The following is a 24,498-nucleotide window of genomic DNA, read 5'->3' as shown; positions in this document are numbered from 1 at the left end:
CGGACCCAGCCCGTGAGAAGAAGGAGCCTGTGACCATGGCACGGCGTTACGACACCAACGACGCTACCGACCGCACCACCGGTCTGCGGGAGGCCGCGTCCGCCGTGCGGCGTGGCGAACTGGTCGTGCTGCCCACCGACACGGTCTACGGCGTCGGCGCCGACGCCTTCGCCGCCGAGGCCGTCGGCGACCTGCTCGCCGCGAAGGGCCGCGGGCGCACCATGCCGAGCCCCGTCCTGATCGGCTCCCCGAACACCCTGCACGGCCTCGTCACGGACTTCTCCGAGCAGGCGTGGGAACTGGTCGACGCGTTCTGGCCGGGCGCGCTCACGCTCATCGCCCGGCACCAGCCGTCGCTCCAGTGGGACCTCGGCGACGCGAGGGGCACCGTCGCCGTGCGCATGCCGCTGCACCCGGTCGCCATCGAACTGCTCACCGAGGTCGGCCCGATGGCCGTCTCGAGCGCCAACCTCACCGGGCACCCGGCGCCCGAGGACTGCGACGCGGCGCGGACCATGCTCGGCGACGCGGTCTCCGTCTACCTCGACGGCGGCCCGACGCCCGGCATCGTGCCGTCGTCCATCGTGGACGTCACCGGCGAGGTGCCCGTCCTGCTGCGCGCGGGCGCGCTCGACGCCGAGGAGCTGCGCAAGGTGGTACCCGACCTCGAGGTGGCCAATTGACCGCCCCTGAGGGGCGTGGCATAGCGGACACCGCACAGCGGGGCGAGCACACGTTCCGCATCCTCCACGTCAGCACAGGCAACGTCTGCCGCTCGCCGATCACCGAGCGGCTGAACCGGCACGCCCTGAGCGCGCGCCTCGGCGAGGACCTCACGGGCGGGCTGATCGTGGAGAGCGCGGGCACCTGGGGCCACGAGGGCGCCCCCATGGAGGCCAACGCGGAGGCCGTGCTCGCCGACTTCGGCGCGGACGCCTCCGGCTTCGTCGGGCGGGAGCTGCTCGACGAGCACGTCATCAGGGCGGACCTCGTCCTGACGGCCACCCGCGACCACCGGGCCCAGGTGATCTCCATGGGCCACTCCGCGGGCCTGCGCACCTTCACGCTGAAGGAGTTCACCCGGCTCGTGCGCGCCATAGACCCGGCCACCCTGCCCGACCCGCTCGACGAGGGCGTGGTCGAGCGGGCCAGGGCGCTCGTGCGGGCCGCCGCCGCGCTGCGCGGCTGGCTGCTGGCGCCCAGCGCGGAGGCCGACGAGGTCTACGACCCGTACGGCGCGCCCATCACCCTCTTCCGCTCGATCGGCGACGAGATCAACCAGGCGCTCGACCCGGTCGTCACCGCCCTCACCGGCGTCCCCGCGGCCCTCTGAGCCGCCCGGCCGCCGCCCGCGTGGGCCTGCCGCCCCGCCGTCCCCTGCGCCGCCGCAGGGGGCCGTCGTGCGCCGCCCCTGCGGTCCGCTGGCTCCAGGCGGGCAGCCGGCCCGGGCACCGCCGTCCCGCGCCGGTGCCCGGGGGCCGGCGCGGGCGTCCTGAGCACCCGGAACCGCAGGCCGCGCGCGCCCGGCCCGCGCGGCCTACGCTGGACGCAACCGCCCACAGTCGACCGGAGCGCGCCATGTCGGTCATCCCCTCCGCGAGCGCCGTGCACCACACCGCGGACGCGCTGCGGCGCCACGACCCCGAGATCGCCGACGTCCTGCTCGGGGAGGCGCGGCGGCAGGCGGACAGCCTCCAGCTGAGCGCCGCGGAGAACTTCGCCTCGGCCGCCGTGCTCGCCGCCCTCGGCTCGCCGCTCGCCAACAAGTACGCGGAGGGCTATCCGGGAGCCCGCCACCACGGCGGCTGCGAACTGGCGGACGCCGCGGAGCGCATCGCCGTCACCCGCGCCACCGGCCTCTTCGGCGCCGAGCACGCCAACGTGCAGCCGCACTCCGGCTCGTCCGCCGTGCTCGCCGCGTATGCCGCCCTGCTGCGCCCGGGTGACACGGTGCTCGCGCTGGGACTGCCGTACGGGGGCCACCTCACGCACGGGGCGCGGGTCAACTTCTCCGGCCGCTGGTTCCGCTTCGTCGGCTACGGCGTCGACCCGGAGACCGGGCTCGTCGACTACGAGCAGGTGCGCACCCTCGCCCGCGCCCACCGGCCCAAGGCCGTCGTGTGCGGCTCCATCGCCCACCCGCGCCACCTCGACCACGCGGCCTTCCGGGAGATCGCCGACGACGTCGGCGCGTACCTGATCGCCGACGAGGCCCACCCGATGGGCCTGGTCGCGGGCGGCGCGGCGCCCAGCCCCGTGCCGTACGCGGACATCGTCTGCGCGACCACCCACAAGGTGCTGCGCGGGCCGCGCGGCGGGATGCTGCTGTGCGGGCGCGACCTGGCGGAGCGGGTGGACCGCGCGGTGTTCCCGTTCAGCCAGGGCGGCGCGCAGATGCATGTGATCGCCGCCAAGGCGGTCGCGTTCGGGGAGGCCGCGGCGCCCGCCTTCACCGGCTACGCGCACCGCGTCGTCGCCAACGCCCGCACTCTCGCCGACGCCCTCGCCGCCGAGGGCCTCGACATCACCACAGGCGGTACCGACACCCACCTGATCACCGCGGACCCCGCGCCGCTCGGCCTCGACGGCAGGGCCGCGCGCGCCCGGCTCGCCGCCGCGGGCCTCGTCCTGGAAACCTGCGGGCTGCCGCACGGCACCCGGCGCGGGCTGCGCCTCGGCACGGCCGCCGTCACCACGCAGGGCATGGGAGAGGACGAGATGCGCGCGGTCGCCCGGCTCGCCGGGGCCGCGCTCACCGGCGACGAGCACCGCCTCGGCGTCCTGCGCGAGGAAGTACGTGATCTTGCGGGGGAGTTCCCGCCCTATACTGCGTAGCCTTCCGCGCCGCAGGGCGCGGGCGGCCCCGGGGCGGGCGTCCAGGCCGGCCCACCGGGCCCCTGTGCAACCGTTCGGGCCGCCCTCGGTGTCCTAGCCTGTGGGGCGGCCCGGTGCGAGCGGTATCCGGCGCCGGTACGGCGAGGGCTAGGGTGTGGGGCTGACATGGCCAGCGATTCCTGTGGGGCAGCCCGTGCGTGATTACCTGCTGACGCTCTGCGTGACGGCAGCGGTGACCTATCTGCTGACCGGTCCTGTGCGCAAGTTCGCCGTGGCGGTCGGGGCGATGACCGCGATCCGCTCGCGCGACGTGCACCGCGAACCCACGCCCCGCCTCGGCGGGGTCGCGATGTTCCTGGGACTGTGCGCGGGCCTGCTGGTCGCCGACAACCTGCACAACCTGGGCGGGGTCTTCGCCCAGTCCAACGAGCCGCGCGCGCTGCTCTCCGGGGCCGCGCTGATCTGGCTGATCGGTGTCCTGGACGACAAGTTCGAGATCGACGCGCTGATCAAACTCGGCGCGCAGATGATCGCCGCGGGCGTCATGGTGATGCAGGGCCTGACCATCCTCTGGCTGCCCGTCCCCGGCGTCGGCACCGTCTCGCTGACCCAGTGGCAGTCCACGCTGCTCACGGTCGCCGTCGTCGTGGTCACCATCAACGCGGTCAACTTCGTGGACGGCCTCGACGGCCTGGCCGCCGGCGTGGTCTGCATCGCGGCCGCCGCGTTCTTCCTGCACGCCTACCACCTCTGGTACGGGTACGGGATCGAGGCCGCGGCCCCCGCGACGCTGTTCGCGGCGATCCTGATGGGCATGTGCCTGGGCTTCCTGCCGCACAACATGAGCCCCGCGCGGATCTTCATGGGCGACTCCGGCTCGATGCTCATCGGCCTCGTGCTCGCCGCGGGCCCGATCTCGGTGACGGGCCAGGTCGACCCGGACACGCTCGCGCTGTTCGAGGGCGGCACCCGGGGGGCGACGCACGCCGCGCTCCCGGTCTTCATCCCGCTGCTGCTGCCGCTCACGATCATCGCGATCCCGCTGGCCGACCTGCTGCTCGCGGTGGTGCGCCGGGCGTGGAACGGCCAGTCGCCGTTCGCCGCGGACCGCGGCCACCTGCACCACAGGCTGCTGGACATCGGGCACTCCAAGACCCGCGCGGTGCTGATCATGTACTTCTGGTCGGCGCTGATCGCCTTCGGCGTGGTCCTGTACTCGGTCGTGTACTCGACGCAGGGCTCGAACTGGGTGCTGCCGGTGCTGGTCGGGCTGAGCGCCGTGGGCCTGGTGCTGTTGCTGCTGCCGCGGTTCAGGCCGCGGGTGCCGCGCTGGGCCGAGTCGTTCGTACCGCCGCGCTACCGGCGCGCGGCGCGGCGGCAGGTCGCGGACGGCGGGGCGGCCGGTGCGCCGTCCGCGGCGGGCGAAGGGGCCGGGGACGGGGCCGCCGTGGAAGCGGGCGGGCAGGCCCGCGCGGAGGGCGGCGCCGAGGACGCTTCGGACGGGGAGGACGGCGGCGGCCGGGCGGCCGCGCTCTCCGCGGGCGTGCACGGGGCGACGGCGCTCGGGGCGGGGCCGGGATTCACCGATCGCGGGAAAGCCGGATCAACTCGTTGACTTCCACGAGGACGGATCCGGTGAATTCGGAAATCCGGCGGCATTACCACACCGGTGGCTGTGGCGTCCTGCACGCGAGAGCGGAATAGCCCTCACGTGTGACGGTCAGCACACGAACGAGGTAAAGACCTCATCAAATAGTTTGTGATACCGTTCACTACCAGGTGAGGGACGCCGAATGGCCTTGGCAGGACAGGCCCTTCGGGTCGGGGTGCACCCGCAGCGCGCAAGCGCCGGGGGGCTAACCTCTGTTCAACGTCGGAGAGTCGACGAGCCGCCGTCCTCCACCGTCTGCACACCCACCCCCAAGTCCCGCTGGAGCTGTCCTCATGCAGTCCAACGACGCCCGGATTCTCCGGGGTTCGGCGTTCATCGCCGTCCCCGTGGGAGTCGTAGCCACCGTCGTGAGCGCCATCGTCGCCGGTGAGAAGGGCCTGATCGGCGGACTTGTGGCGCTCGCCGTCGTCGCCGTCTTCTTCGGCCTCGGCACCGCCGCGCTGATGCGCCTCACCCGCGACAACCCGCAGGTGGCCATGACGGCGGGGCTCCTGGTCTACGCGGTGCAGATCCTGCTGATCGGTGTCTTCATCATCGTCTTCCAGAACACAACGCTGTTCAACGCGCGCGCCTTCGCGCTGACACTCCTCGTGACGGCGCTCTCCTGGGTCGGCGGGCAGGTCAAGCAGAGCCTCACCGCCAAGATGCTCTACGTCGACCCCGGGGCCACGCTCCCCGCCAAGTCCTCCGCCGGCAAGGGGGCCGGACGCGCGTCGAAGGCGAAGTCCTACGATGCGGCATAAGGGCGGCGTGAAGAGGGCGGATCGCGATCTGCTATCGTCCGGAATCGCTTCCGGCCGCGGGGGCCGCTCCCTGCCCACGGGCAGGACGCACCACTCCTCTGACGGCCCGCGGCATCCCCGAGTTGGCGGGGCTGGCGGCTGTGGAGACAGCGAGGCGTCCGGGCCGTCCGGTCCTCGGCCGAAACTTCCAGTGGGTCGCGGCGGCACCGCCACACCACTTTCCCCGTGCCGAACCGCGGCTCCACGGGCCGCGCTGACACACAAGGTTGCCGTTTCCCATGCATCACGACGAAGGAGTCACGGGTGAGTGCCCACACGCTGCTCGCTGAGAGCGGATGCCACCTCTTCACCGGATGTGGCTTCCCTGCGCCGGGCCTCAACTCGTTCGACTTCAAGCCCTTCCTGACCATCGGCGGGCTGGAGTTCACCAAGCCGATGCTGCTCTCGGTCATCTGCATGGTGATCGTCGTGGGCTTCTTCTGGCTCGCGTTCAGGAAGCCGAAGCTCGTTCCCGGCAAGCTGCAGCTGATCGGCGAGATCGGCTACAACTTCATCGCGCGCAGCATCGCCCGCGAGGTGATCGGCAAGGAGGGCTCCAAGTACGTGCCCTTCCTGACGTCGATCTTCTTCTTCGTCTGGATCATGAACATCATGTCGGTGATCCCGCTGGCCCAGTTCCCGGCCACGTCGCGGTTCGCCTACCCGGTCGTCCTCGCGGCCTGCGTGTGGGTCACCTACATGTTCCTGACGTTCAAGAAGAACGGCCTCAAGGGCGGCGTCAAGAACCTCGTCTGGATCGAGGGCCTGCCCAAGCCGATCATCCCGCTGATCGTGCTCCTGGAGTTCATCCAGAACGTGATCACCCGGCCGTTCACCCTGGCGGTGCGGCTCTGGGCCAACATGTTCGCCGGCCACATGCTGATCGTGATGTTCAGCGTCGCGAGCTGGTACCTGCTCACGCCGTCGATCATGTCCGCGGTGGCCGCAGGGTCCTTCATCCTGGCCGCCGCCATGACCGCCTTCGAGGTCCTGATCCAGTTCCTCCAGGCGTATATCTTCACGCTCCTCACCTCGATCTACATCCAGGGAGCGCTCCAGGAAGGCCACTGACCCAGGTCAGTGCCCCTCCCGGTCTGCCACGCCTCACCATCCGACTTCCGCTGGGAAGCCCCCCAGCGGACCGCATCACACAAGGAAGACAGGAAGATGTCTGCCGAGCTTGTCAACCTCGCCGCCACCAACCTCTCGATCCAGGGCAACCTGGGCGCCGTCGCGTACGGTCTCGCCGCCATCGGCCCCGGCGTCGGTATCGGTGTCGTCTTCGGCCACTCCATCGAGGCCATGGCCCGCCAGCCCGAGGCCATGCCGGTCATCCGCACCAACATGTTCCTCGGCTTCGCCCTCTGTGAGGTTCTGGCGCTGCTGGGTCTGGTCGCCCCCTTCATCTTCTCGGCCAAGTAACCAGGGCCAACCAGAGGAAAGGATCAAGGTTCAGCCATGATGTTCCTGGCCGCCGAGGGTGCTCAGAACCCTCTTATCCCGGACACGACGGAACTCGTCGTCGGCATCCTCTGCTTCCTCATCGTCTTCGGATTCCTCGGCAAGAAGCTGCTGCCGAACATCCAGAAGACGCTGGAGGAGCGGCACGACGCGATCGAGGGCGGCCTGGAGCGTGCGGCCGAGGCGCAGGCCGAGGCCAACCAGACCCTTGAGCAGTACAAGGCACAGCTCGCCGAGGCCAGGCACGAGGCCGCGCGTCTCCGCCAGGAGGCGACCGAGCAGGGTGCCACGATCATCCAGCAGATGCGGGAAGAGGGCCAGCGGCAGCGCGAGGAGATCATCGCCGCCGGCCACACCCAGATCGAGGCCGACCGCAAGGCCGCCGCGGTCGCGCTGCGCCAGGACGTGGGCAAGCTCGCCACCGAGCTGGCCGGCAAGCTCGTCGGCGAGTCCCTTGAGGACCACGCACGGCAGAGCCGCACCATCGACCGGTTCCTGGACCAGCTGGAGAACAACGCCGCGAACGCGGAGGCCACGCGATGAACGGCGCGAGCCGTGAAGCGCTGTCCGCCGCGCGCGAACGCCTCGACGCGCTGACCGACAGCGCGTCGGTCGACCCGGCGGCCCTCGCCGAGGACCTGGCCTCCGTCACGTCGCTGCTCGACCGCGAGGTCTCGCTGCGACGCGTCCTGACCGACCCGGTCCAGGGCGAGGAGGCCAAGGCCGACCTCGTGGGACGCCTGCTGAACGGGCAGGTCCAGGGGGCCGCCGTGGACCTCGTCTCCGGCATGGTCAGGTCGCGCTGGTCGCAGTCGCGCGACCTGGTCGACGCCCTTGAGGAGCTCACCGCGACCGCGGACCTCACCGCGGCCCGGGGCGCCGGCCGCCTCGACAGCGTCGAGGACGAGCTGTTCCGCTTCGGCCGCATCGTCGAGTCCGACGCCGGCCTGCGGGCCGCGCTCACCGACAGGGCGGCACCGGCCTCCGCCAAGGCCACCCTCCTGGGGCGGCTGCTCGGCGGCCGCGCCGAGGCCGTCACCGAGCGCCTCGTCATCCGGCTCGTCACGCAGCCCCGTGGCCGTAGCCTGGAAGACGGGCTCAGGTCGCTGTCGGCGCTCGCGGCAGCGCGCCGTGACCGGATGGTCGCCGTGGTCACCTCGGCGGTCCCGCTCACGGACGCCCAGCAGGAGCGGCTCGGCACCGCGCTGGCCAGGATCTACGGCCGGCAGATGCACCTGAACCTCGACGTGGACCCCGCGGTCCTCGGCGGGATCTCGGTCCGCATCGGTGACGAGGTCATCGACGGCACGATCCAGGAGCGCCTCGACGAGGCGAACCGGCAGCTCGGCGGTCGCTGACCGGCACCGGTCGGCGACGCAGCAGAACAACACCGCGGTACGCAGCGGTACGGCAGGACAACGGCAGGACGGCGGCCCGGTTGGGCCGTGCAGCAACTTGCAGAAGATTCCTGGGGGTCGCCCCCAGACCCCAAAGAAACTTCGGGCCCAACAAGGAGAGCAGGGAACCCAGATGGCGGAGCTCACGATCCGGCCGGAGGAGATCCGGGACGCGCTGGAGAACTTTGTCCAGTCGTACCAGCCGGACGCGGCCTCGCGCGAGGAGGTCGGTACGGTCAGCGTGGCCGGCGACGGCATCGCCCGGGTGGAGGGACTGCCCTCCGCCATGGCGAACGAGCTGCTGAAGTTCGAGGACGGCACCCTCGGCCTCGCCCTCAACCTCGAGGAGCGGGAGATCGGCGCGATCGTCCTCGGCGAGTTCGAGGGCATCGAGGAGGGCCAGCCCGTCACCCGTACCGGAGAGGTCCTCTCCGTGGCGGTCGGCGACGGCTACCTGGGTCGCGTCGTCGACCCGCTCGGCAACCCGATCGACGGCCTCGGCGAGATCGAGACCGAGGGCCGGCGCGCCCTGGAGCTCCAGGCTCCCGGCGTCATGATCCGCAAGTCGGTGCACGAGCCGATGCAGACCGGCTACAAGGCCGTCGACGCGATGGTCCCGATCGGCCGCGGCCAGCGCCAGCTGATCATCGGCGACCGCGGCACCGGCAAGACGGCCCTCGCCGTCGACACGATCATCAACCAGCGCGACAACTGGCGCTCGGGCGACGTGAACAAGCAGGTCCGCTGCATCTACGTCGCCGTCGGCCAGAAGGGCTCCACCATCGCGTCCGTGCGCGGTGCCCTGGAGGAGTCCGGCGCCCTGGAGTACACGACGATCGTCGCGGCCCCCGCGTCCGACCCGGCCGGCTTCAAGTACCTCGCCCCGTACACCGGCTCGGCCATCGGCCAGCACTGGATGTACCAGGGCAAGCACGTCCTGATCATCTTCGACGACCTCTCGAAGCAGGCCGACGCCTACCGCGCCGTGTCCCTGCTGCTGCGCCGTCCGCCGGGCCGTGAGGCGTACCCCGGCGACGTCTTCTACCTGCACTCCCGCCTGCTGGAGCGCTGCGCGAAGCTCTCCGACGACATGGGCGCGGGCTCGATGACCGGTCTGCCGATCGTCGAGACGAAGGCCAACGACGTCTCGGCGTTCATCCCGACCAACGTCATCTCCATCACCGACGGCCAGTGCTTCCTGGAGTCCGACCTGTTCAACGCCGGCCAGCGGCCCGCGCTGAACGTCGGCATCTCGGTCTCCCGCGTCGGCGGCTCCGCCCAGCACAAGGCGATGAAGCAGGTCTCGGGCCGGCTCCGCGTCGACCTCGCCCAGTTCCGCGAGCTTGAGGCGTTCGCGTCCTTCGGCTCCGACCTGGACGCGGCCTCCAAGCAGCAGATGGAGCGCGGCAGGCGCATGGTCGAGTTGCTGAAGCAGGCGCAGTACCGGCCGATGCCGGTCGAGGAGCAGGTCGTCTCCATCTGGGCCGGCGGCGCGGGCAAGCTGGACGACATCCCGGTCGAGGACATCCGCCGCTTCGAGGCGGAGCTGCACGAGCACCTGCGCCGCGAGCGCAAGGAGCTGCTGACCAGCATCGTCGAGGGCGGGAAGATGTCCGACGACACCATCACCGCCATCGGTGACGCCGTCGACAGCTTCAAGCGCCAGTTCGAGACCTCGGACGGCAAGCTGCTCGGCGACGACGCCCCGGCCGACGCGGCCAAGTGACGACGGAAGGGACCTGACTCATGGGAGCGCAGCTCCGGGTCTACAAGCGTCGCATCAAATCCGTCACCGCGACCAAGAAGATCACCAAGGCGATGGAGATGATCGCGGCCTCGCGGATCATCAAGGCTCAGCGCCAGGTGGCGGCCTCCACGCCGTACGCGACGGAGCTGACGCGCGCCGTCACGGCGGTCGCCACGGGGTCGAACACCAAGCACCCGCTGACGACGGAGGCGGCGTCGCCGACCCGTGCCGCGCTGCTGCTCGTCACCAGCGACCGGGGCCTCGCGGGCGGCTACTCCGCCAACGTCATCAAGGCGGCGGAGCGGCTGACCGAGCGCCTGCGCGGCGAGGGCAAGGAGGTCGACACCTACGTCGTCGGCCGCAAGGGTGTCGCGTACTACGCGTTCCGTGAGCGCGCCGTCGCACAGTCGTGGGGCGGGTTCACCGACAACCCCACATACCAGGACGCGAAGACGGTCGCGGCCCCGCTGATCGCGGCGGTCCAGCGGGACACCGCCGAGGGAGGTGTAGACGAACTCCACATCGTCTTCACCGAGTTCGAGTCCATGCTGACGCAGACCCCGGTCGCCAACCGGCTGCTGCCGCTGCGGCTCGACGAGGACCCGTCGGCCGAGGCGGTCGGCAAGCCCGAGGCGCTGCCGCTGTTCGAGTTCGAGCCGTCGGCCGAGGGTGTCCTCGACGCCCTGCTGCCGCGCTATGTGGAGAGCCGCATCTACAACGCGCTCCTCCAGGCCGCGGCCTCCAAGCACGCGGCCACGCGCCGCGCGATGAAGGCGGCGACCGACAACGCCGGCGAGCTGATCAAGACGCTCGGACGGCTTGCCAACGCGGCCCGACAGGCCGAAATCACCCAGGAAATCAGCGAGATCGTCGGTGGCTCCAGTGCCCTGGCCGACGCGAACGCGGGGAGTGAAAAGTAATGACGACCACTGCTGAGGCGCCGACCACCACGGGCCGCGTCGCCCGGGTCATCGGCCCGGTCGTCGACGTGGAGTTCCCCGTCGACGCGATGCCGGAGATCTACAACGCCCTCAAGGTCGAGGTCGCCGACCCGGCCGAGGCGGGCAAGCGCAAGACGCTGACCCTTGAGGTCGCCCAGCACCTGGGTGACGGCGTGGTCCGCGCGATCTCCATGCAGCCCACCGACGGCCTGGTCCGCCAGGCCCCGGTGACCGACACCGGCGAGGGCATCACGGTGCCGGTCGGCGACGTCACCAAGGGCCGCGTGTTCAACACCCTGGGCGAGGTGCTGAACGACCCGAGCGCCGAGTCGGAGATCACCGAGCGCTGGTCGATCCACCGCAAGGCGCCCAACTTCGACCAGCTTGAGTCGAAGACCGAGATGTTCGAGACCGGCATCAAGGTCATCGACCTGCTGACCCCGTACGTCAAGGGCGGCAAGATCGGTCTGTTCGGCGGCGCCGGCGTGGGCAAGACGGTGCTCATCCAGGAGATGATCTACCGCGTCGCCAACAACCACGACGGTGTGTCGGTGTTCGCGGGCGTCGGCGAGCGCACCCGTGAGGGCAACGACCTCATCGAGGAGATGACCGAGTCCGGCGTCATCGACAAGACCGCGCTGGTCTTCGGGCAGATGGACGAGCCGCCGGGCACGCGTCTGCGCGTCGCCCTGGCCGGTCTGACCATGGCGGAGTACTTCCGCGATGTGCAGAGCCAGGACGTGCTGTTCTTCATCGACAACATCTTCCGGTTCACGCAGGCCGGTTCCGAGGTGTCGACCCTCCTCGGCCGTATGCCCTCCGCGGTGGGCTACCAGCCGAACCTCGCGGACGAGATGGGCCAGCTCCAGGAGCGCATCACCTCGACCCGCGGTCACTCGATCACCTCGATGCAGGCGATCTACGTCCCCGCGGACGACCTCACCGACCCGGCCCCCGCGACGACCTTCGCGCACCTCGACGCGACGACGACGCTCTCCCGGCCGATCTCGGAGAAGGGCATCTACCCGGCCGTGGACCCGCTGGACTCCACGTCCCGGATCCTGGACCCGCGCTACATCTCGCAGGAGCACTACGACACGGCGAGCCGCGTCAAGGCGATCCTGCAGAAGTACAAGGACCTCCAGGACATCATCGCCATCCTCGGCATGGACGAGCTGGGCGAGGACGACAAGCTCACGGTCTACCGGGCCCGCCGCGTGGAGCGCTTCCTGTCGCAGAACACGCACGTCGCCAAGCAGTTCACCGGCGTCGACGGTTCGGACGTGTCCCTCGACGAGTCGATCGCGGCGTTCAACGCGATCTGCGACGGCGAGTACGACCACTTCCCCGAGCAGGCGTTCTTCATGTGCGGTGGCATCGAGGACCTGAAGAAGAACGCGAAGGAGCTCGGCGTCTCCTGACGCTCCGGGCCCCGGGAGCCCGCGGTGGCGGGGCGGCCGGCAGCGACTCGGCCGCCCCGCTCCCCGCGCTCTCCCGAGCACCCCATAGAATTGACAGCGACACCCGGAGAACCGCCGGGTGCTGACCCGAGGAGCCACCCTTGGCTGATCTGCACGTCGAGCTGGTCGCGGCCGACCGCAACGTGTGGTCCGGCGAGGCCCACCTGGTCGTCGCCCGCACCAGCTCCGGCGACATCGGCATCATGGCCGGCCACCAGCCGGTCCTCGGTGTGCTGGAGTCGGGCCCGGTGACCATTCGTACGAGTGACGGCGGCACGGTCGTCGCCGCGGTGCACGGCGGGTTCCTGTCGTTCGCCGACAACAAGCTTTCGCTGCTCGCCGAGGTCGCCGAGCTGGCGGACGAGATCGACCCCCAGCGCGCCGAGCGCGCGCTGGCCCGCGCGAAGTCGGAGGACGACGACGCCGCCCAGCGGCGCGCCGACGTCCGGATGCGCGCGGTGGCGGCGAAGTAACGCCGCGCTGTTGCCGTACCCCTCAGCCGCGGCCCGTTCCGGACATCTCCGGGACGGGCCGCGGCTGAGGCGGTGCGGGTGGACGGACGAGCAGTTCAGTGCGTGACCGGTTGAGGCGAGGAGGTCGGTACGGATGGCCCTCGCTCTGCTTGTCGTGGCACTGGTCGTCGTCCTTGGCGCGTTGGGGCTGTTCGTGTTCGGCCTGCGCAGGCGGCTGATCCAGCGCTCGGGCGGTACCTTCGACTGCAGCGTCCGCTGGAACCTCCCCGAGCACCCCGACCCCTCGGGCAAGGGGTGGGTCTACGGGGTCGCCCGCTACAACGGCGACCGCGTCAACTGGTTCCGGGTCTTCTCCTACGCGCCCCGCCCGCGCCGCTCGCTGGACCGCTCCGCGATCGAGGTGGTCACCCGGCGCGCCCCCGAGGGCGAGGAGGAGTTGGCGCTGCTCTCCGACGCGGTGGTGCTCGCCTGTGTGCACCGCGGCGTCCGGCTCGAACTCGCGATGAGCGACGACGCCCTCACCGGCTTCCTGGCCTGGCTCGAAGCGGCCCCCCCCGGCCAACGGGTGAACGTGGCCTGATCGGCCTCCTCCCCCGGACGGAGTGTGGGGGAGGGCGAACGTGGCCTGAGGGCCGGTCGGGGCGGCGACAGGGGCGGCACCCGGTGGGTGCCGCCCCTTCGTGCGCGGGTGCCGCGGTCCGTCAGCCGATGCCGTTGGAGAGCGCCGTCACCAGCTCACCGTTTGCGGTGTCGCCGCTGAACTCCCAGAAGAACGCGCCTCCAAGGCCCTGCTGCTTCGCCCACGCCATCTTGGAGCCGATGGTGGCGGGAGTGTCGTAGCTCCACCAGTTGGTGCCGCAGTGGGCGTATGCGGTTCCGGCGACCGTGCCGGTGGCCGGGCAGGTGTTCTTGAGGACCTTGTAGTCCTCGATGCCCTGCTCGTACGTGCCGGCGGCCGGCCCCGTGGCGGTGCCGCCCGGCGCGTCCTGGGTGACGCCCGTCCAGCCCCGGCCGTAGAAGCCGATGCCCAGCAGCAGCTTGTTCGCGGGGACGCCCTGCGCCTTGAAGGCGGCGATGGCGTCGGCCGAGTCGAAGCCGGGGGTCGGGATGCCGCTGTACGACGTGAGCGGCGAGTGCGGGGCCGTCGGGCCCTGCGGGCTGAAGCCGCCGAAGAAGTCGTACGTCATCACGTTGTACCAGTCGAGGTACTGCGCGGCACCCGCGTAGTCGGTCTTGGTGATCTTGCCGTCCGGGGACGCGTCGGCGGTGGTGGCCGCCGTGACCAGCGCGCCGGAGCCGAACTTGGCGCGCAGCGCCTGCGTCAGGTTCTTCAGCGCGGCGGGCCCGCTGGTGTCGCAGGACAGGCCGCAGGCGTTGGGGTACTCCCAGTCGATGTCGATGCCGTCGAACACGTCGGCCCACCGGGGGTCCTTGACCAGGTCGTAGCAGGACTGCGCGAAGGCCGCGGGGTTCTGTGCGGCCTGGCCGAAGCCGCCGGACCAGGTCCAGCCGCCGAACGACCAGAGGATCTTGATGTTCGGGTACTTCTTCTTGAGTTCGCGCAGCTGGTTGATGTTGCCCGCGACCGGCTGGTCCCAGGTGTCGGCCGTGCCGTCGACGCTGGTGTCGGCGGTGAACGTCTTCTGGTAGTCGGCGTACGCGTCGCCGATGGCGCACTTGCCGCCGGTGACGTTGCCGAACGCGTAGTTGATGGTGTTGATCTTCGCGGCGGAGCCCGAGGTCACCAGGTTCTTGACCTGGTAGTTGCGGTCGTAGGTGCCCCACTCCGTCAGGTAGCCGAGCTTGACCTTGCCCGAGGCGCCGGGCGTGCCGGGGTCGCTGGAGCCGCCGCCTGTGGTGTGCACGGCGGTGGAGCCGCTGACCGGGCCCGTCTGGTTCGCGGTGTCGCGCGCCTGGACCGTGTAGGAGTAGTCGGTGCCCGCGCTCAGCCCGCTGTCGGTGTACGAGGTGCCGGTGACGGTGGCGACGACGGCGCCGTTGCGCAGGACGTCGTAGTTCTTGACGCCCTTGTCATCGGTGGCCGCCGTCCAACTGAGCTTCACCGACGTGTCGGTGACACCGGAGGCGGCCGGAGTTCCGGGCGCGGAGGGCGGGTTGTCGCCCGGGGTGGACGGACCTCCGTCGCACGAGGCGCCGTTGAGCTTGCAGCCGGTGGGGGAGCCGGAGCCGTTCCCGTTGAAGCCGAAGCTGAGGGACGCGCCCGGCGCGAGTGTGCCGTTGTAGCTCTTGTTCTTCGCGGTCCAGTGGTTGCCCGCGTTGGTGACGTCGGCGTCCCAGGCGGAGGAGACCGAGGTGCCCGAGGGGAAGTCCCACTCGACGGTCCACGAGGACAGGGCGGTGGTGCCGGTGTTCTTGACCGTCCACTGGCCGCCGAAGCCGGTGCCCCAGTCCTGGGTCTTGGTGAAGGTCGCGGTGGCGGTGGTGGCCGCGTGGGCCGGGGTTGCGAGCCCCACCAGGGCGGCGAGCGGGAGCAGCAGCGCGGTGAGCGCGGCGGCGGTCCTCGATCTCAGCCGGGCGGGGGAGGAGGAAGGGGAACGGAGAAGCATCAAGGGGTGCTCCTAGGAATGCGTACCGGACAGTTCGGGGTGGGTCCGTGCACTGCGGGCACGCCGGGCGAGGCCGCGGCGTGTGTCCGGTGAGAGTAAGGAGGTCTGGACCACTCGTCAATAGGTCCAGACCAAAGTCGGGGCCGCGGAGGCGCACAGGCACCCTCCGGTGGCGCGGGCCATCGGTGCGCCCGCCGCGCCGCCGTGCGCCGTTCGTCGTGGTCGTGTGCATGCATGTCCCTTCATTTCGGGTTGAGTTGACCTCCCGTCGTCGCAGAAGTGACCCAGCTCATGTCGTATGGCGCCGTCGCGGCGATGACGGCGGGCGGGGAGGCGCGTACGGTTGGTTACAGAACAATCGTTCAGTGATGCGGACGGAGGCCAGGCGATGAAGGACGCGATGAAGGACGCAGTGCGGGAGGAGAGCGCGGAAGCGGCGCAGGGGGAGGAGGTCTGGCCGCTGCCCCGGCGGTGCCCGCTGGCGCCGCCGCGGGGACTCGCGGAGCGCCTGCGCACCGCGCCGGTCGCCCGGATCCGGCTCTGGGACGGCAGCAGCGCCTGGGTCGTCACCCGCTACGACGACGTGCGGGCGGTCCTCTCCGACCCGCGCACCAGCGTCGACCCCAGGATCAACGGATACCCGCAGGTGAACGCAGGGCTCGCGGCCGTGCGCCATGCCGAGCGGAGCATGCTCAACAGGGACGACCCCGAACACGCCGCCGTGCGGCGGCGGGTGTCGGGACAGTTCACGGTCAGGAAGGTCGAGGCGCTGCGCCCGGTCATCCAGCGGGTCGTCGACGAGCGCGTCGACGACCTGCTCGCGGGCCCCATGCCCGCCGACTTCGTACACGGCTTCGCACTGGCCGTGCCGCTCGGCATCATCTGCGAGCTGCTCGGCGTCCCCTTCGGTGACCGCGCCCTGTTCGAGGGCTGGACTGCCACGATGTTCGACCCCGCCGCAGGCCCCGCGAGGTCCACCGCCGCGAGCCGTGCCATGTCGGAATACCTGGCCCGGCTGGTGCGCGCGAAGAAGGAGGACCCGCGGGACGACCTGCTGAGCTCCCTTGCGGCCGGGCAGCCTGCCGCCGGCGCCATGACCGAGGCCGAACTCGCCAACCTGGCGCGCGTCCTGCTCATCGCCGGGCACGAGACCACCGCGGCCACCATCGCGCTCGGCACCCTCCACCTGCTCGGGCACCCCGCCCAGGCCGCTGAGTTGCGCGAGGCCACCGACCCCGCGCTCGTCGCGGGCGCGGTGGAGGAGCTGCTGCGGATCACCACGGTGGTGCAGTCGGGAAGGCGCCGCGTCGCCACCGCCGACATCGAGCTGGGCGGACAGCTCATCCGCAAGGGCGAAGGGATCGTGGTCGCGGGCGACATCGCCAACCGGGACCCCGCCGTCTTCGCGGACCCGGACACGCTCGACATCCACCGCGGCGCCCGCCACCACGTCACCTTCGGCTACGGGGTCCACCAGTGCCTCGGCCAGGTGCTCGCCCGCGCCGAACTCCAGACGGTCTTCGGCACCCTCTTCCGGCGGATCCCGCGCCTCGCGCTCGCCGTGCCGCTGGAAGAACTCCGCTTCAAGGACGACATGGTCACGTACGGCGTCCACCGCATGCCGGTGACCTGGTGACACCGCGAACCCCCGGCAAGGAGACAAGGAGAACGCTCATGAGGATCACCGTCGAGCAGGACAGGTGCGTCGCCTCGGGACAGTGCGTCCTGGCGGCCCCGGAACTCTTCGACCAGCGCGACGAGGACGGCGTCGTCGTCCTGCTGCGGGACGAGGCGTCGCCCGGCCAGGAGGAGTCGGCCAGGGAGGCCGCGCGCATCTGCCCCGCGCTGGCGATCACGGTGGACGAGCGGTGACCGCGCCGGGACACGTCGTCGTGGTCGGCGCGGGCGCCGCGGGACTCTCCGCCGCCGAGACCCTGCGACGGGAGGGGTACGCGGGACGGCTGACCTTCGTCGGCGACGAGCAGGCCGAGCCCTATGACCGGCCGCCGCTGTCGAAACAGCTGCTCAGCGGGGACTGGGACGCGGGCAGGCTCGCCCTGCGCCCGCGCGCCGCGCTGCGCGGACTCGACGCCCGCTGGCTGCTCGGACACCGCGCCACGGCCCTCGACACCGCGGCGCGCACCCTCACCCTCGGCGGCGGTGCGGTGCTCCACTGGGACGGCCTCGTCGTCGCCACCGGCGTCACTCCCCGCACCCTGCCGGGCGCCGCCGAGCTCGCCGGGGTGCACCACCTGCGGACCCTCGACGACGCGCTGCGGCTGCGGGAGCACCTGCGCACGGCCGGGTCGCTCGTCGTGGTCGGGGCGGGCTTCCTCGGCGCGGAAACCGCCGCCGTGGCACGGGAGGCGGGCCTGCGCGTGACCCTCGTCGACCCGTCGCCGCACCCGATGGGCGGACTGCTCGGGCCCGTACCGGGCGAGCGCCTCGCGCGACTGCACCGCGCGCACGGGGTGCGGTTGCTCGGCGGCACCAGGGTGCGCGGACTGGCCGGCGAGCGGGGGCGGGTGACGGGTGTGGAGTGCTCGACGGGCGAGACGCTGCCCGCCGACGCCGTGCTCGTCGCGATCGGCTCGCGTCCCGCGACGGACTGGCTGACCGGCAGCGGGCTCATTCTCGGCGACGGCGTCGAGTGCGACGCGTACTGCCGCGCCGCCGACCGGGTCGTCGCTGCGGGCGACGCCGCCTCCTGGCTCCACCCGCGCCACGGCCGCATGCGCGTCGAGCACCGCATGAACGCCACCGAGCAGGGCGTGGCCGCGGCGCGCGTGCTGATCGGGACAGGCGCGCCCTTCGCGCCCGTGCCGTACTTCTGGACGGACCAGTACGACGTGAAGGTCCAGGTGTACGGAGTACCGGGGCCGGGCGCCGCGTTCCGCGTCGTCGAGGGCGACGCGGCCGGCGACCGGTTCGCCGCGCTGTACGGACAGGGCGGCGTCGTCACCGCCGCGCTCGCCTGGAACATGCCCCGGCAGGCGCGGCTGCTCAGACAGCAGGTCGCCGCCGCCACCCCGTGGCGGGAGGCCGCGGGGGCCCCGGCGACCGCCTCGCCCTGAGCGGCACCGGCCGCGCGCCCTCAGCGGGCGAGGCCCAGGAAGACGCCGACGGTCTCGTCCACGAAGGCGTGGACGTCCTCGGGCCGCTTGGCGCGCCGGGTCGCGTGGAACAGCGAGACCCGGCCGTGCACGGCGACGAACACCATGACGCCCGCCCGGTCCGGCGGCGCCACCAGCGGCGAACCCGCCTCAGCGCAGCGGGCGAACGCGTCCACCACGTCGTCGATCACCTCCGCGAGCGGGCCGCCCGGATAGAGGCCGACATCGTCGGGCGTCAGCCGCCGGTGCTCGAACAGCAGACGGTAGTGGCTCGGGTTGGCCATCGCGAAGTCGCAGTAGGCGTGCAGCAGCACGCGGACCCGGCCCACCGGGTCGTCCTCCGGCACGGCGGCCGCAGCCGCGCGCATGGCGGCGGCGAGCCTGCGGTAGTCGTCGTCGACCACCGCCTGCACGACGTCGTCGAGGTCGCGGAAGTGCTGGTAGATCGCGGACGGCGCCACCCCGACGCCCCGCGCGAGCCCGCGCACCGTGAGCCCCTTGCCGCCGCTGAGTTCCGACAGCAGTTCACCCGCGGCGTCGATGATCTCCTGCCGGAGCCGACTGCCTGACCCCTTGGGGTTCTTCGCACGCCGCACGGGGGCCTGGTCCTGCGCCATGGCCCCATTCTCCACCCGGCGCGCCCCGGCCGCCGCCGCGCGTCCGGCCGCGGCCCGCCGGCGCCCGTACCACCGACACGAGAGGAACACCCCGTGCCTGCCCTCACACTCCGCGCCGCCGCGGCGGGAACCGTCCGCCACCGGGCCGCGGCCGTCGCGGCCTTCGTCGCCACCCCCGACCACTGGCCCCGCTTCCACCCGAGGTCCGCCGCGGTGACCGGCGCACACACCGGACGCCCCCTGCGCACCGGGGACATGGTGCGCGAGGAGATCGTCCGCGACGGCGGCGGACGCCTGGTCGCGGACTGGCTCGTCACCGCACACGACCCCGGCCGCACCTTCGCCGTGCGCTCGGTCGGGTTCGGCGGTCGGGCGGTCCAGCTCGACGTCACCTACACGTTCGAGGAGAACGGCGACGGGTCCACCCTGGTGCGGCGCGCCATGGCGACGACCGTCGCCCCGTACGAACCCCTCGACGACGCCGAGCGCGCGGCCTACGGCTCGGGCGAGCACCAGGCCGCGTTCCTACCAGGACTGCGGGCCGCCCTGGACGCGGCGCGGTGATGCCGTGAGGGTCCCTCAGCGCTCGCCCCCCGGCACCCACAGCACGTCGCCCCTGTCCTTGTTGGCCACCCTGGCCAGGATGAACAGGAGGTCGGAGAGGCGGTTCAGATAGGTGGCGGCCAGCGGGTTCATGGTCGTGCCGTGCACCTCGAACGCGGCCCACGTGGAGCGCTCGGCCCTGCGTACCACCGTGCACGCCTGGTGCAGCAGGGCCGCCCCCGGGGTGCCGCCCGGCAGGATGAAGCTGCGCAGCTTCTCAAGACCTTCGAGGAAGCGGTCGCAGTCCGCCTCCAACGCGTCGACGTACGACTGCTCGACGCGCAGCGGCGGGTACCCGGGGTCGGGCACGACCGGGGTGGAGAGGTCGGCGCCCACGTCGAACAGGTCGTTCTGCACCCGCGTCAGCACCTTCACCACGTCCTCCGCGAGGCCGCCGAGCGCGATCGCCGTGCCGATGGCCGCGTTGGCCTCGTTGGCGTCGGCGTACGCGCCGATGCGCGGATCGGTCTTGGGGGCGCGGCTCATGTCGCCGAGTGCGGTGGTGCCCTTGTCGCCGGTGCGCGTGTAGATGCGCGTCAGATTGACCATGCCTCCAGGGTAGGGACCGCGCGTCCGGACGGCCCGTCAGCGCGGCGCGTCGCGCGGGCCGCGGTGAAGGCCCGTACGGTGGGGGCCGGTTCGCCGGGCGACAGCCCGCGGCCGGGGACAAGCGGGGCGCTCCCGCACGTGCGTTCGCAGCCCGCGGCGCCCGATCCGGGGGCCCCGCGGCGGCTCGGTGTGATGTCCGTCATCTGAGACGTGACGCGTGTCTCTTGGCCGCCCCAGGGCGGCCGGGGACCGCTAACCTCCGGTGAGCGCCGTGTACCAGGGCGCGTCGAAGCCGCGCGCCGCGCACCGGCCCGGCTGCCCGCCGAGAGAAACGAGAGGTGTGCCGTGGCAAGGAAGCTCGCGGTCATCGGGGCCGGCCTCATGGGGTCCGGCATCGCGCAGGTCTCCGCCCAGGCGGGCTGGGAGGTCGTGCTGCGCGACGTGACCGACGCGGCGCTCGCCCGGGGCACCGGCACCATCGAGAAGTCGTACGAGCGCTTCACCGCCAAGGGCAAGCTGGACGCGGCCGACGCGGCGGCCGCCCTCGGCCGCATCACCGCGACGACGGACCTCGACGCGGCCGCGGACGCCGACATCGTCGTCGAGGCCGTCTTCGAACGGCTCGACGTGAAGCACGAGATCTTCCGCGAGCTCGACCGGATCACCGGTCCCGGCACCGTGCTCGCCTCCAACACCTCGGCGATCCCCATCACCAAGATCGCCGCGTCGACCGCGCACCCCGAACGGGTCGTCGGCACCCACTTCTTCTCCCCCGTCCCGATGATGCAGCTGTGCGAGCTGGTGCGCGGCTACAAGACGAGCGACGAGACGCTCGCCGCCGCGCGGGAGTTCGCCGAATCCGTGGGCAAGACCTGCGTGGTCGTCAACCGCGACGTGGCGGGCTTCGTCACCACCCGGCTGATCTCCGCGCTCGTGGTGGAGGCGGTCAAGCTCTACGAGTCGGGCGTCGCCACCGCCGAGGACATCGACCTCGCCTGCAAGCTCGGCTTCGGCCACGCGATGGGCCCCCTCGCCACCGCCGACCTGACGGGCGTCGACATCCTGCTGCACGCCGCGGAGAACATCTACACCGAGTCGCAGGACGAGAAGTTCGCCCCGCCCGAGCTGATGCGCCGAATGGTGGACGCGGGTGACATCGGCCGCAAGAGCGGGCAGGGGTTCTACGAGCACTGATTTCCACGGGCCGGGGGGGCCGCCTCTCCTCCCGCCGGGCGTTCAGCGGCCGGGTCCCCTACCGGCCCACCGGGCGGCAGCGCGGGTCCGCCGCCCGCCACCGGACACGCGGCCACCGGCCGCCCGTACGACACCACCGCCGGCAGGGCGCCACCGCCCGTACGGCACCAGGCAAGAAGCACGACGCAGACGCTGTCAGGACACAGCGGTACCGGACGACCGGGGAGCGCATATGCACATCAGGGGCGACCACACCGAGCTGGTCGTCGGGGGCCGCCTCGACGTCCGCAGCGCGGCGGACGCCCGTACGGTTCTCCACGCGGCCGTGGACGACGGGGTCGGCGACCTCGTGCTCGACCTGGCCGAGCTGGACTCCTGGGACGCGACCGGGCTCGGCGTGATCATGGGCGCTCACCGGCGCGCCGGGCGCTGCGGTCGCAGGCTCGTCCTGCGGAGCGTGCCGCCGCAGATGCAGCGCCTGCTCGTGGCCACCAGGCTGCACCGCATCCTCGCCATCGAGGGCGGCCTCGCGGCAGAGTCCCTGCCCCGGGTCTGAGCCCGGGTCCCACGGTCCCCGCCCGGAGGGCGCCCCGGGCGGAATTGGCCGCACGTCGGCACCCCACCTGCCTCCCGCGTCCCCCCTGTCCCTGGATACAGTGCGGGGGTCTATGGTTTCGGCCCCGCACGCCACGATCTGGGGGATTTGCCGATGGACCCGATGAGCGCGGGATCCGAGGAGCACGGACGCCACGAGGACCGGCGTTCCGCCGGACTGCCGGCGCGCAGGCCGCCGCGGCGCGAGACGATCACGCCCGCCCTCGCGGCCCACGCCCCGGGCGCCGCGGGAACACCCGCGCGCACCATCGAGCTGGTGGCCGGCGACTTCCTCATCACCGTCAACCCCGTGGACGGCAGCGAGATCGAGCCCTGCCCGCCCGGCCGGGCCCCCGGCCGCCCAGGGCGGCGCACCGCCCGCGACCGCGCCGCGCTCCAGCGCGCGAGCCGCCCCTCGGCCCCTCCGGGGCCCACCGCGGTGCCGCTGCCGCTGCTTGAGCGCGAGGCCGAACACGACCAACTGGTCGACCTGCTGGGGCGCGGGCGCTCCGTCCGCGTGCTCGGCGTCCCCGGGTCGGGCCGTACGGTCCTGCTCGACGCCGTCGCGGCGCGCTGCGGAACGCTCGCCCCCGACGGCCTGATACGGCTCAGCGGCCACCGGCGCGGCGCCGCCGAACTCCTCCAGGACCTGTACACCGCCGTCTTCCGTACCGAGCAGGGGCACCGGCCCGGCCGGGCCGAACTGCGCGCCGCCGTCGCCGAGGTGGGCGCCGTGGTGGTCGTCGACGACCTGGAGATCGGCGGCGAGGCGCTGGACGACCTGCTGTCCGCGACCCCCGAGTGCGCCTTCCTCTTCGCCGTCGCCCCCGACGCGCCCGCGCCCTCGCCGGCCGCCGCCGTCGCGGACGTCCTGCTCGCCGGCCTCAGCCGCCCCGCCTCACTCGAACTCCTGGAGCGGGCCACGGGACGGCCGTTGGCCGAGGCCGAGAAGAACTGGGCGGGCGACCTCTGGTTCGAGTCCGAGGGGCTGCCGCTGCGCTTCGTGCAGGCCGGCGCGCTGCTGCGGCAGCGCGACCGGCTGCGCCGCGACCCCGAGTCATCCGACGAGTTCGAGGCGTTCGAGAAGCCGGCGGCCCACGGCCAGGCCGCCCAGGCCGCGTTCGACCCCGGCTTCGGCGCGACGGCAGACGAGGACGGCGCCCACGACGTCCCGCTGCCCAGCCTCGGCGAGGGCGCGGCCCCCGCAGCCCTGCTCGCCTCCCGGCTGAGCGAATCGGCGCGCGCCACCCTGCGGTTCGCGGTCGCGCTCGGCGGCGAGGTGCCCCACCAGGCGCACCTGCCCGCGCTGGTCGGCGAAACCCACGCGGACGCCGCGCTCGGCGAGCTGACGAGCTGTGCGCTGCTCAGCCCCGTCGGCTCCCGCTACCGCCTCGCCCCCGGCACGGTGACCCAGCTGGAGGCCGCCGGGTACGCCGACGACGCCGAGTGGCACGCCCGTACGGCGGCCGAGCACTACGCCTGGTGGACCGGGCACCCCTCCGTGACCCCTGAGCGCGTCGCCGCCGAGGCCGACGCGGTGCTCGCGTCGATGGCACCGCTGCTGTCCGATGACGCGGACGCCGCCACGGCCGTGCGCCTGGCGCGCAGCGCGGCACCCGCCTTCCTCGCGGGGCTGCGCTGGACGGCCTGGGAGAAGGCGCTCAGGGCCGGGCAGTCGGCCGCGCGCACGGCCGGCGAGGTCGCCGAAGAAGCGTATTTCCACCACGAGTTGGGCATCCTCGCGCTCTGCGCGGGCAACCTCGACCGGGCGCGCGCCGAACTGGAGGCGTCCATCGGCATGCGCGGCGTCGTGGCCGACCGCAGCGGCACGGTGGCGGGCCGCCGCGCGCTCGCACTCGTCTCGGACCTGGAGAACGGCGTCACCCCCGCAGGCCGCGCGGGGCCGCCCGCCGCGTCCCCCGCTGTCTCCGCGTACGAGTCGGGGCCCTCGCCCATCGTGGCGGCGCTGCCCTCCCGGCCCGCTGACCCGACGGTGCGTCAGGAACCCGTGGTGATCGCGAAGTCCACGCGGCCCGCGCCGGTGCGCCGCATCCTCGGCGGCGCGAAGCGCAACATGGTCGCGGCGGGCGCGGGCGCGGTGCTCGCGGCCGTGATGGGCACGGTGGTGGGGCTGGGCCTCAGCTCGGGCGACGGCTCGCAGGGCGCCGACCACACCGCGACCGAGCGCAGCGACCAGGACGGCGGCGGCGACGGCCTGCCGCCGCAGGAGCCCGCAGCCCCCGACTCCGCTCCCGCGGGGGCGCAGGCGCCCGTGGGCTCCCACACACCGCGTCACGCCTCCCCGTCAGGCGCCGGCTCGTCGAGCGCGTCGGGCGCCGCGCCGTCCACCGGCACGGGCGCCTCAGGCGACGGCACGTCCCCGTCCGCCACGGGCGGCGGCGGCCACGGCGGCACACCCTCCCACCCCCACCCCGGCGGCGGCTCGTCGTCGGGCGGCAGTGGCGGCTCGGGGAGCTCGGGCGGCTCCGGCGG

The 24,498-nt window shown here is 72.5% G+C and carries 24 protein-coding genes; 21 read left to right on the top strand and 3 right to left on the bottom strand.

The window, feature by feature from the left end; translation table 11 throughout:
• Nucleotides 1-35: 35 nt before the first annotated feature.
• The 14 genes from ABEA77_RS26745 (at nucleotide 36) to ABEA77_RS26680 (ending at nucleotide 13,348) form a co-directional block, all read left to right on the top strand.
• Nucleotides 36-683: an L-threonylcarbamoyladenylate synthase gene (locus ABEA77_RS26745; protein ID WP_345652762.1), complete on the top strand. Its 648-nt coding sequence runs from the start codon at nucleotides 36-38 to the stop codon at nucleotides 681-683.
• Nucleotides 680-1,333 carry an arsenate reductase/protein-tyrosine-phosphatase family protein gene (locus ABEA77_RS26740; protein ID WP_345652759.1) on the top strand — a complete coding sequence of 218 codons (654 nt, stop codon included), beginning with the start codon at nucleotides 680-682 and terminating at the stop codon, nucleotides 1,331-1,333. Before ABEA77_RS26745 ends, ABEA77_RS26740 begins: the two co-directional genes overlap by 4 nt.
• Before the next feature lie 245 nt (nucleotides 1,334-1,578).
• Nucleotides 1,579-2,835 carry a serine hydroxymethyltransferase gene (locus ABEA77_RS26735; RefSeq protein WP_345652757.1) on the top strand — a complete coding sequence of 419 codons (1,257 nt, stop codon included), beginning with the start codon at nucleotides 1,579-1,581 and terminating at the stop codon, nucleotides 2,833-2,835.
• A gap of 181 nt (nucleotides 2,836-3,016) precedes the next feature.
• Entirely contained in the window at nucleotides 3,017-4,450 is a 1,434-nt protein-coding gene (locus tag ABEA77_RS26730; RefSeq protein ID WP_345652755.1) for an MraY family glycosyltransferase, read from the top strand.
• Nucleotides 4,451-4,779: 329 nt separating this feature from the next.
• The gene (locus ABEA77_RS26725) at nucleotides 4,780-5,250 is read left to right on the top strand and encodes a Cg1360 family ATP-synthase-associated protein (RefSeq protein ID WP_345652753.1); all 471 of its coding nucleotides are present in this window, start codon (nucleotides 4,780-4,782) and stop codon (nucleotides 5,248-5,250) included.
• Nucleotides 5,251-5,553: 303 nt separating this feature from the next.
• A complete protein-coding gene (atpB, locus tag ABEA77_RS26720; protein ID WP_345652751.1) occupies nucleotides 5,554-6,360 on the top strand; it encodes a F0F1 ATP synthase subunit A in 807 nt (268 codons plus the stop codon).
• A gap of 96 nt (nucleotides 6,361-6,456) precedes the next feature.
• Nucleotides 6,457-6,711, top strand: a complete 255-nt coding sequence (gene atpE, locus ABEA77_RS26715) for an ATP synthase F0 subunit C (RefSeq protein ID WP_345652749.1) — start codon at nucleotides 6,457-6,459, stop codon at nucleotides 6,709-6,711.
• Between the two features lie 36 nt (nucleotides 6,712-6,747).
• On the top strand, nucleotides 6,748-7,293 hold the full coding sequence (locus ABEA77_RS26710) for a F0F1 ATP synthase subunit B (protein ID WP_345652747.1): 546 nt from the start codon (nucleotides 6,748-6,750) through the stop codon (nucleotides 7,291-7,293).
• Nucleotides 7,290-8,108 (top strand): F0F1 ATP synthase subunit delta, encoded by an 819-nt coding sequence (locus tag ABEA77_RS26705; RefSeq protein WP_345652745.1) that lies wholly within the window; start codon nucleotides 7,290-7,292, stop codon nucleotides 8,106-8,108. Before ABEA77_RS26710 ends, ABEA77_RS26705 begins: the two co-directional genes overlap by 4 nt.
• Before the next feature lie 172 nt (nucleotides 8,109-8,280).
• Entirely contained in the window at nucleotides 8,281-9,873 is a 1,593-nt protein-coding gene (gene atpA, locus ABEA77_RS26700) for a F0F1 ATP synthase subunit alpha (protein WP_345652742.1), read from the top strand.
• A 20-nt stretch (nucleotides 9,874-9,893) separates the two neighbouring features.
• Complete coding sequence (locus ABEA77_RS26695; RefSeq protein WP_345652739.1) at nucleotides 9,894-10,814, top strand: F0F1 ATP synthase subunit gamma; 921 nt, start codon at nucleotides 9,894-9,896, stop codon at nucleotides 10,812-10,814.
• Nucleotides 10,814-12,256: a F0F1 ATP synthase subunit beta gene (atpD, locus tag ABEA77_RS26690; RefSeq protein WP_345652736.1), complete on the top strand. Its 1,443-nt coding sequence runs from the start codon at nucleotides 10,814-10,816 to the stop codon at nucleotides 12,254-12,256. The genes ABEA77_RS26695 and atpD overlap by 1 nt, the downstream gene beginning before the upstream one ends.
• A gap of 140 nt (nucleotides 12,257-12,396) precedes the next feature.
• Nucleotides 12,397-12,768 carry a F0F1 ATP synthase subunit epsilon gene (locus tag ABEA77_RS26685; RefSeq protein ID WP_345652734.1) on the top strand — a complete coding sequence of 124 codons (372 nt, stop codon included), beginning with the start codon at nucleotides 12,397-12,399 and terminating at the stop codon, nucleotides 12,766-12,768.
• Nucleotides 12,769-12,901: 133 nt separating this feature from the next.
• Entirely contained in the window at nucleotides 12,902-13,348 is a 447-nt protein-coding gene (locus ABEA77_RS26680) for a DUF2550 domain-containing protein (RefSeq protein ID WP_345652731.1), read from the top strand.
• Nucleotides 13,349-13,469: 121 nt separating this feature from the next.
• On the opposite strand, the gene ABEA77_RS26675 is transcribed toward ABEA77_RS26680, so the two are convergent.
• Complete coding sequence (locus ABEA77_RS26675; RefSeq protein WP_345652728.1) at nucleotides 13,470-15,335, bottom strand: glycosyl hydrolase family 18 protein; 1,866 nt, start codon at nucleotides 15,333-15,335, stop codon at nucleotides 13,470-13,472.
• 388 nt (nucleotides 15,336-15,723) lie between these two features.
• On the opposite strand from ABEA77_RS26675, the gene ABEA77_RS26670 reads away from it, so the two are divergent.
• From ABEA77_RS26670 to ABEA77_RS26660, 3 genes are read left to right on the top strand one after another with little or no spacing between them, the layout of a single operon-like run.
• Nucleotides 15,724-16,971, top strand: coding sequence for a cytochrome P450 (locus ABEA77_RS26670; protein ID WP_345652725.1), 1,248 nt, complete (start codon nucleotides 15,724-15,726; stop codon nucleotides 16,969-16,971).
• 38 nt (nucleotides 16,972-17,009) lie between these two features.
• Nucleotides 17,010-17,207 carry a ferredoxin gene (locus ABEA77_RS26665; RefSeq protein WP_345652722.1) on the top strand — a complete coding sequence of 66 codons (198 nt, stop codon included), beginning with the start codon at nucleotides 17,010-17,012 and terminating at the stop codon, nucleotides 17,205-17,207.
• Nucleotides 17,204-18,409: an NAD(P)/FAD-dependent oxidoreductase gene (locus ABEA77_RS26660; RefSeq protein WP_345652719.1), complete on the top strand. Its 1,206-nt coding sequence runs from the start codon at nucleotides 17,204-17,206 to the stop codon at nucleotides 18,407-18,409. Before ABEA77_RS26665 ends, ABEA77_RS26660 begins: the two co-directional genes overlap by 4 nt.
• A 20-nt stretch (nucleotides 18,410-18,429) precedes the next feature.
• On the opposite strand, the gene ABEA77_RS26655 is transcribed toward ABEA77_RS26660, so the two are convergent.
• A complete protein-coding gene (locus ABEA77_RS26655) occupies nucleotides 18,430-19,065 on the bottom strand; it encodes a TetR/AcrR family transcriptional regulator (protein ID WP_345652717.1) in 636 nt (211 codons plus the stop codon).
• A 93-nt stretch (nucleotides 19,066-19,158) separates the two neighbouring features.
• Here ABEA77_RS26655 and ABEA77_RS26650 point away from each other — a divergent pair, with 93 nt between their 5' ends.
• Nucleotides 19,159-19,629 (top strand): SRPBCC family protein, encoded by a 471-nt coding sequence (locus ABEA77_RS26650; protein WP_345652714.1) that lies wholly within the window; start codon nucleotides 19,159-19,161, stop codon nucleotides 19,627-19,629.
• 15 nt (nucleotides 19,630-19,644) lie between these two features.
• Here the strand turns inward: ABEA77_RS26650 and ABEA77_RS26645 are convergent, their stop codons facing one another.
• Nucleotides 19,645-20,217, bottom strand: a complete 573-nt coding sequence (locus tag ABEA77_RS26645; RefSeq protein WP_345652711.1) for a cob(I)yrinic acid a,c-diamide adenosyltransferase — start codon at nucleotides 20,215-20,217, stop codon at nucleotides 19,645-19,647.
• Nucleotides 20,218-20,562: 345 nt separating this feature from the next.
• On the opposite strand from ABEA77_RS26645, the gene ABEA77_RS26640 reads away from it, so the two are divergent.
• The 3 genes from ABEA77_RS26640 to ABEA77_RS26630 all read left to right on the top strand — a co-directional run.
• Complete coding sequence (locus ABEA77_RS26640) at nucleotides 20,563-21,411, top strand: 3-hydroxyacyl-CoA dehydrogenase family protein (RefSeq protein WP_345652708.1); 849 nt, start codon at nucleotides 20,563-20,565, stop codon at nucleotides 21,409-21,411.
• 232 nt (nucleotides 21,412-21,643) lie between these two features.
• Nucleotides 21,644-21,967, top strand: a complete 324-nt coding sequence (locus tag ABEA77_RS26635; RefSeq protein ID WP_345652705.1) for an STAS domain-containing protein — start codon at nucleotides 21,644-21,646, stop codon at nucleotides 21,965-21,967.
• A gap of 162 nt (nucleotides 21,968-22,129) precedes the next feature.
• Nucleotides 22,130-24,498: ATP-binding protein (locus ABEA77_RS26630; protein WP_425588396.1), on the top strand; the 2,369-nt coding region annotated here is incomplete at its 3' end.

This window comes from Streptomyces tremellae, from assembly GCF_039540215.1.
In the GTDB taxonomy this organism is placed as follows: domain Bacteria; phylum Actinomycetota; class Actinomycetes; order Streptomycetales; family Streptomycetaceae; genus Streptomyces; species Streptomyces tremellae.
This window is presented reverse-complemented; position numbering and strand designations above follow the sequence as displayed.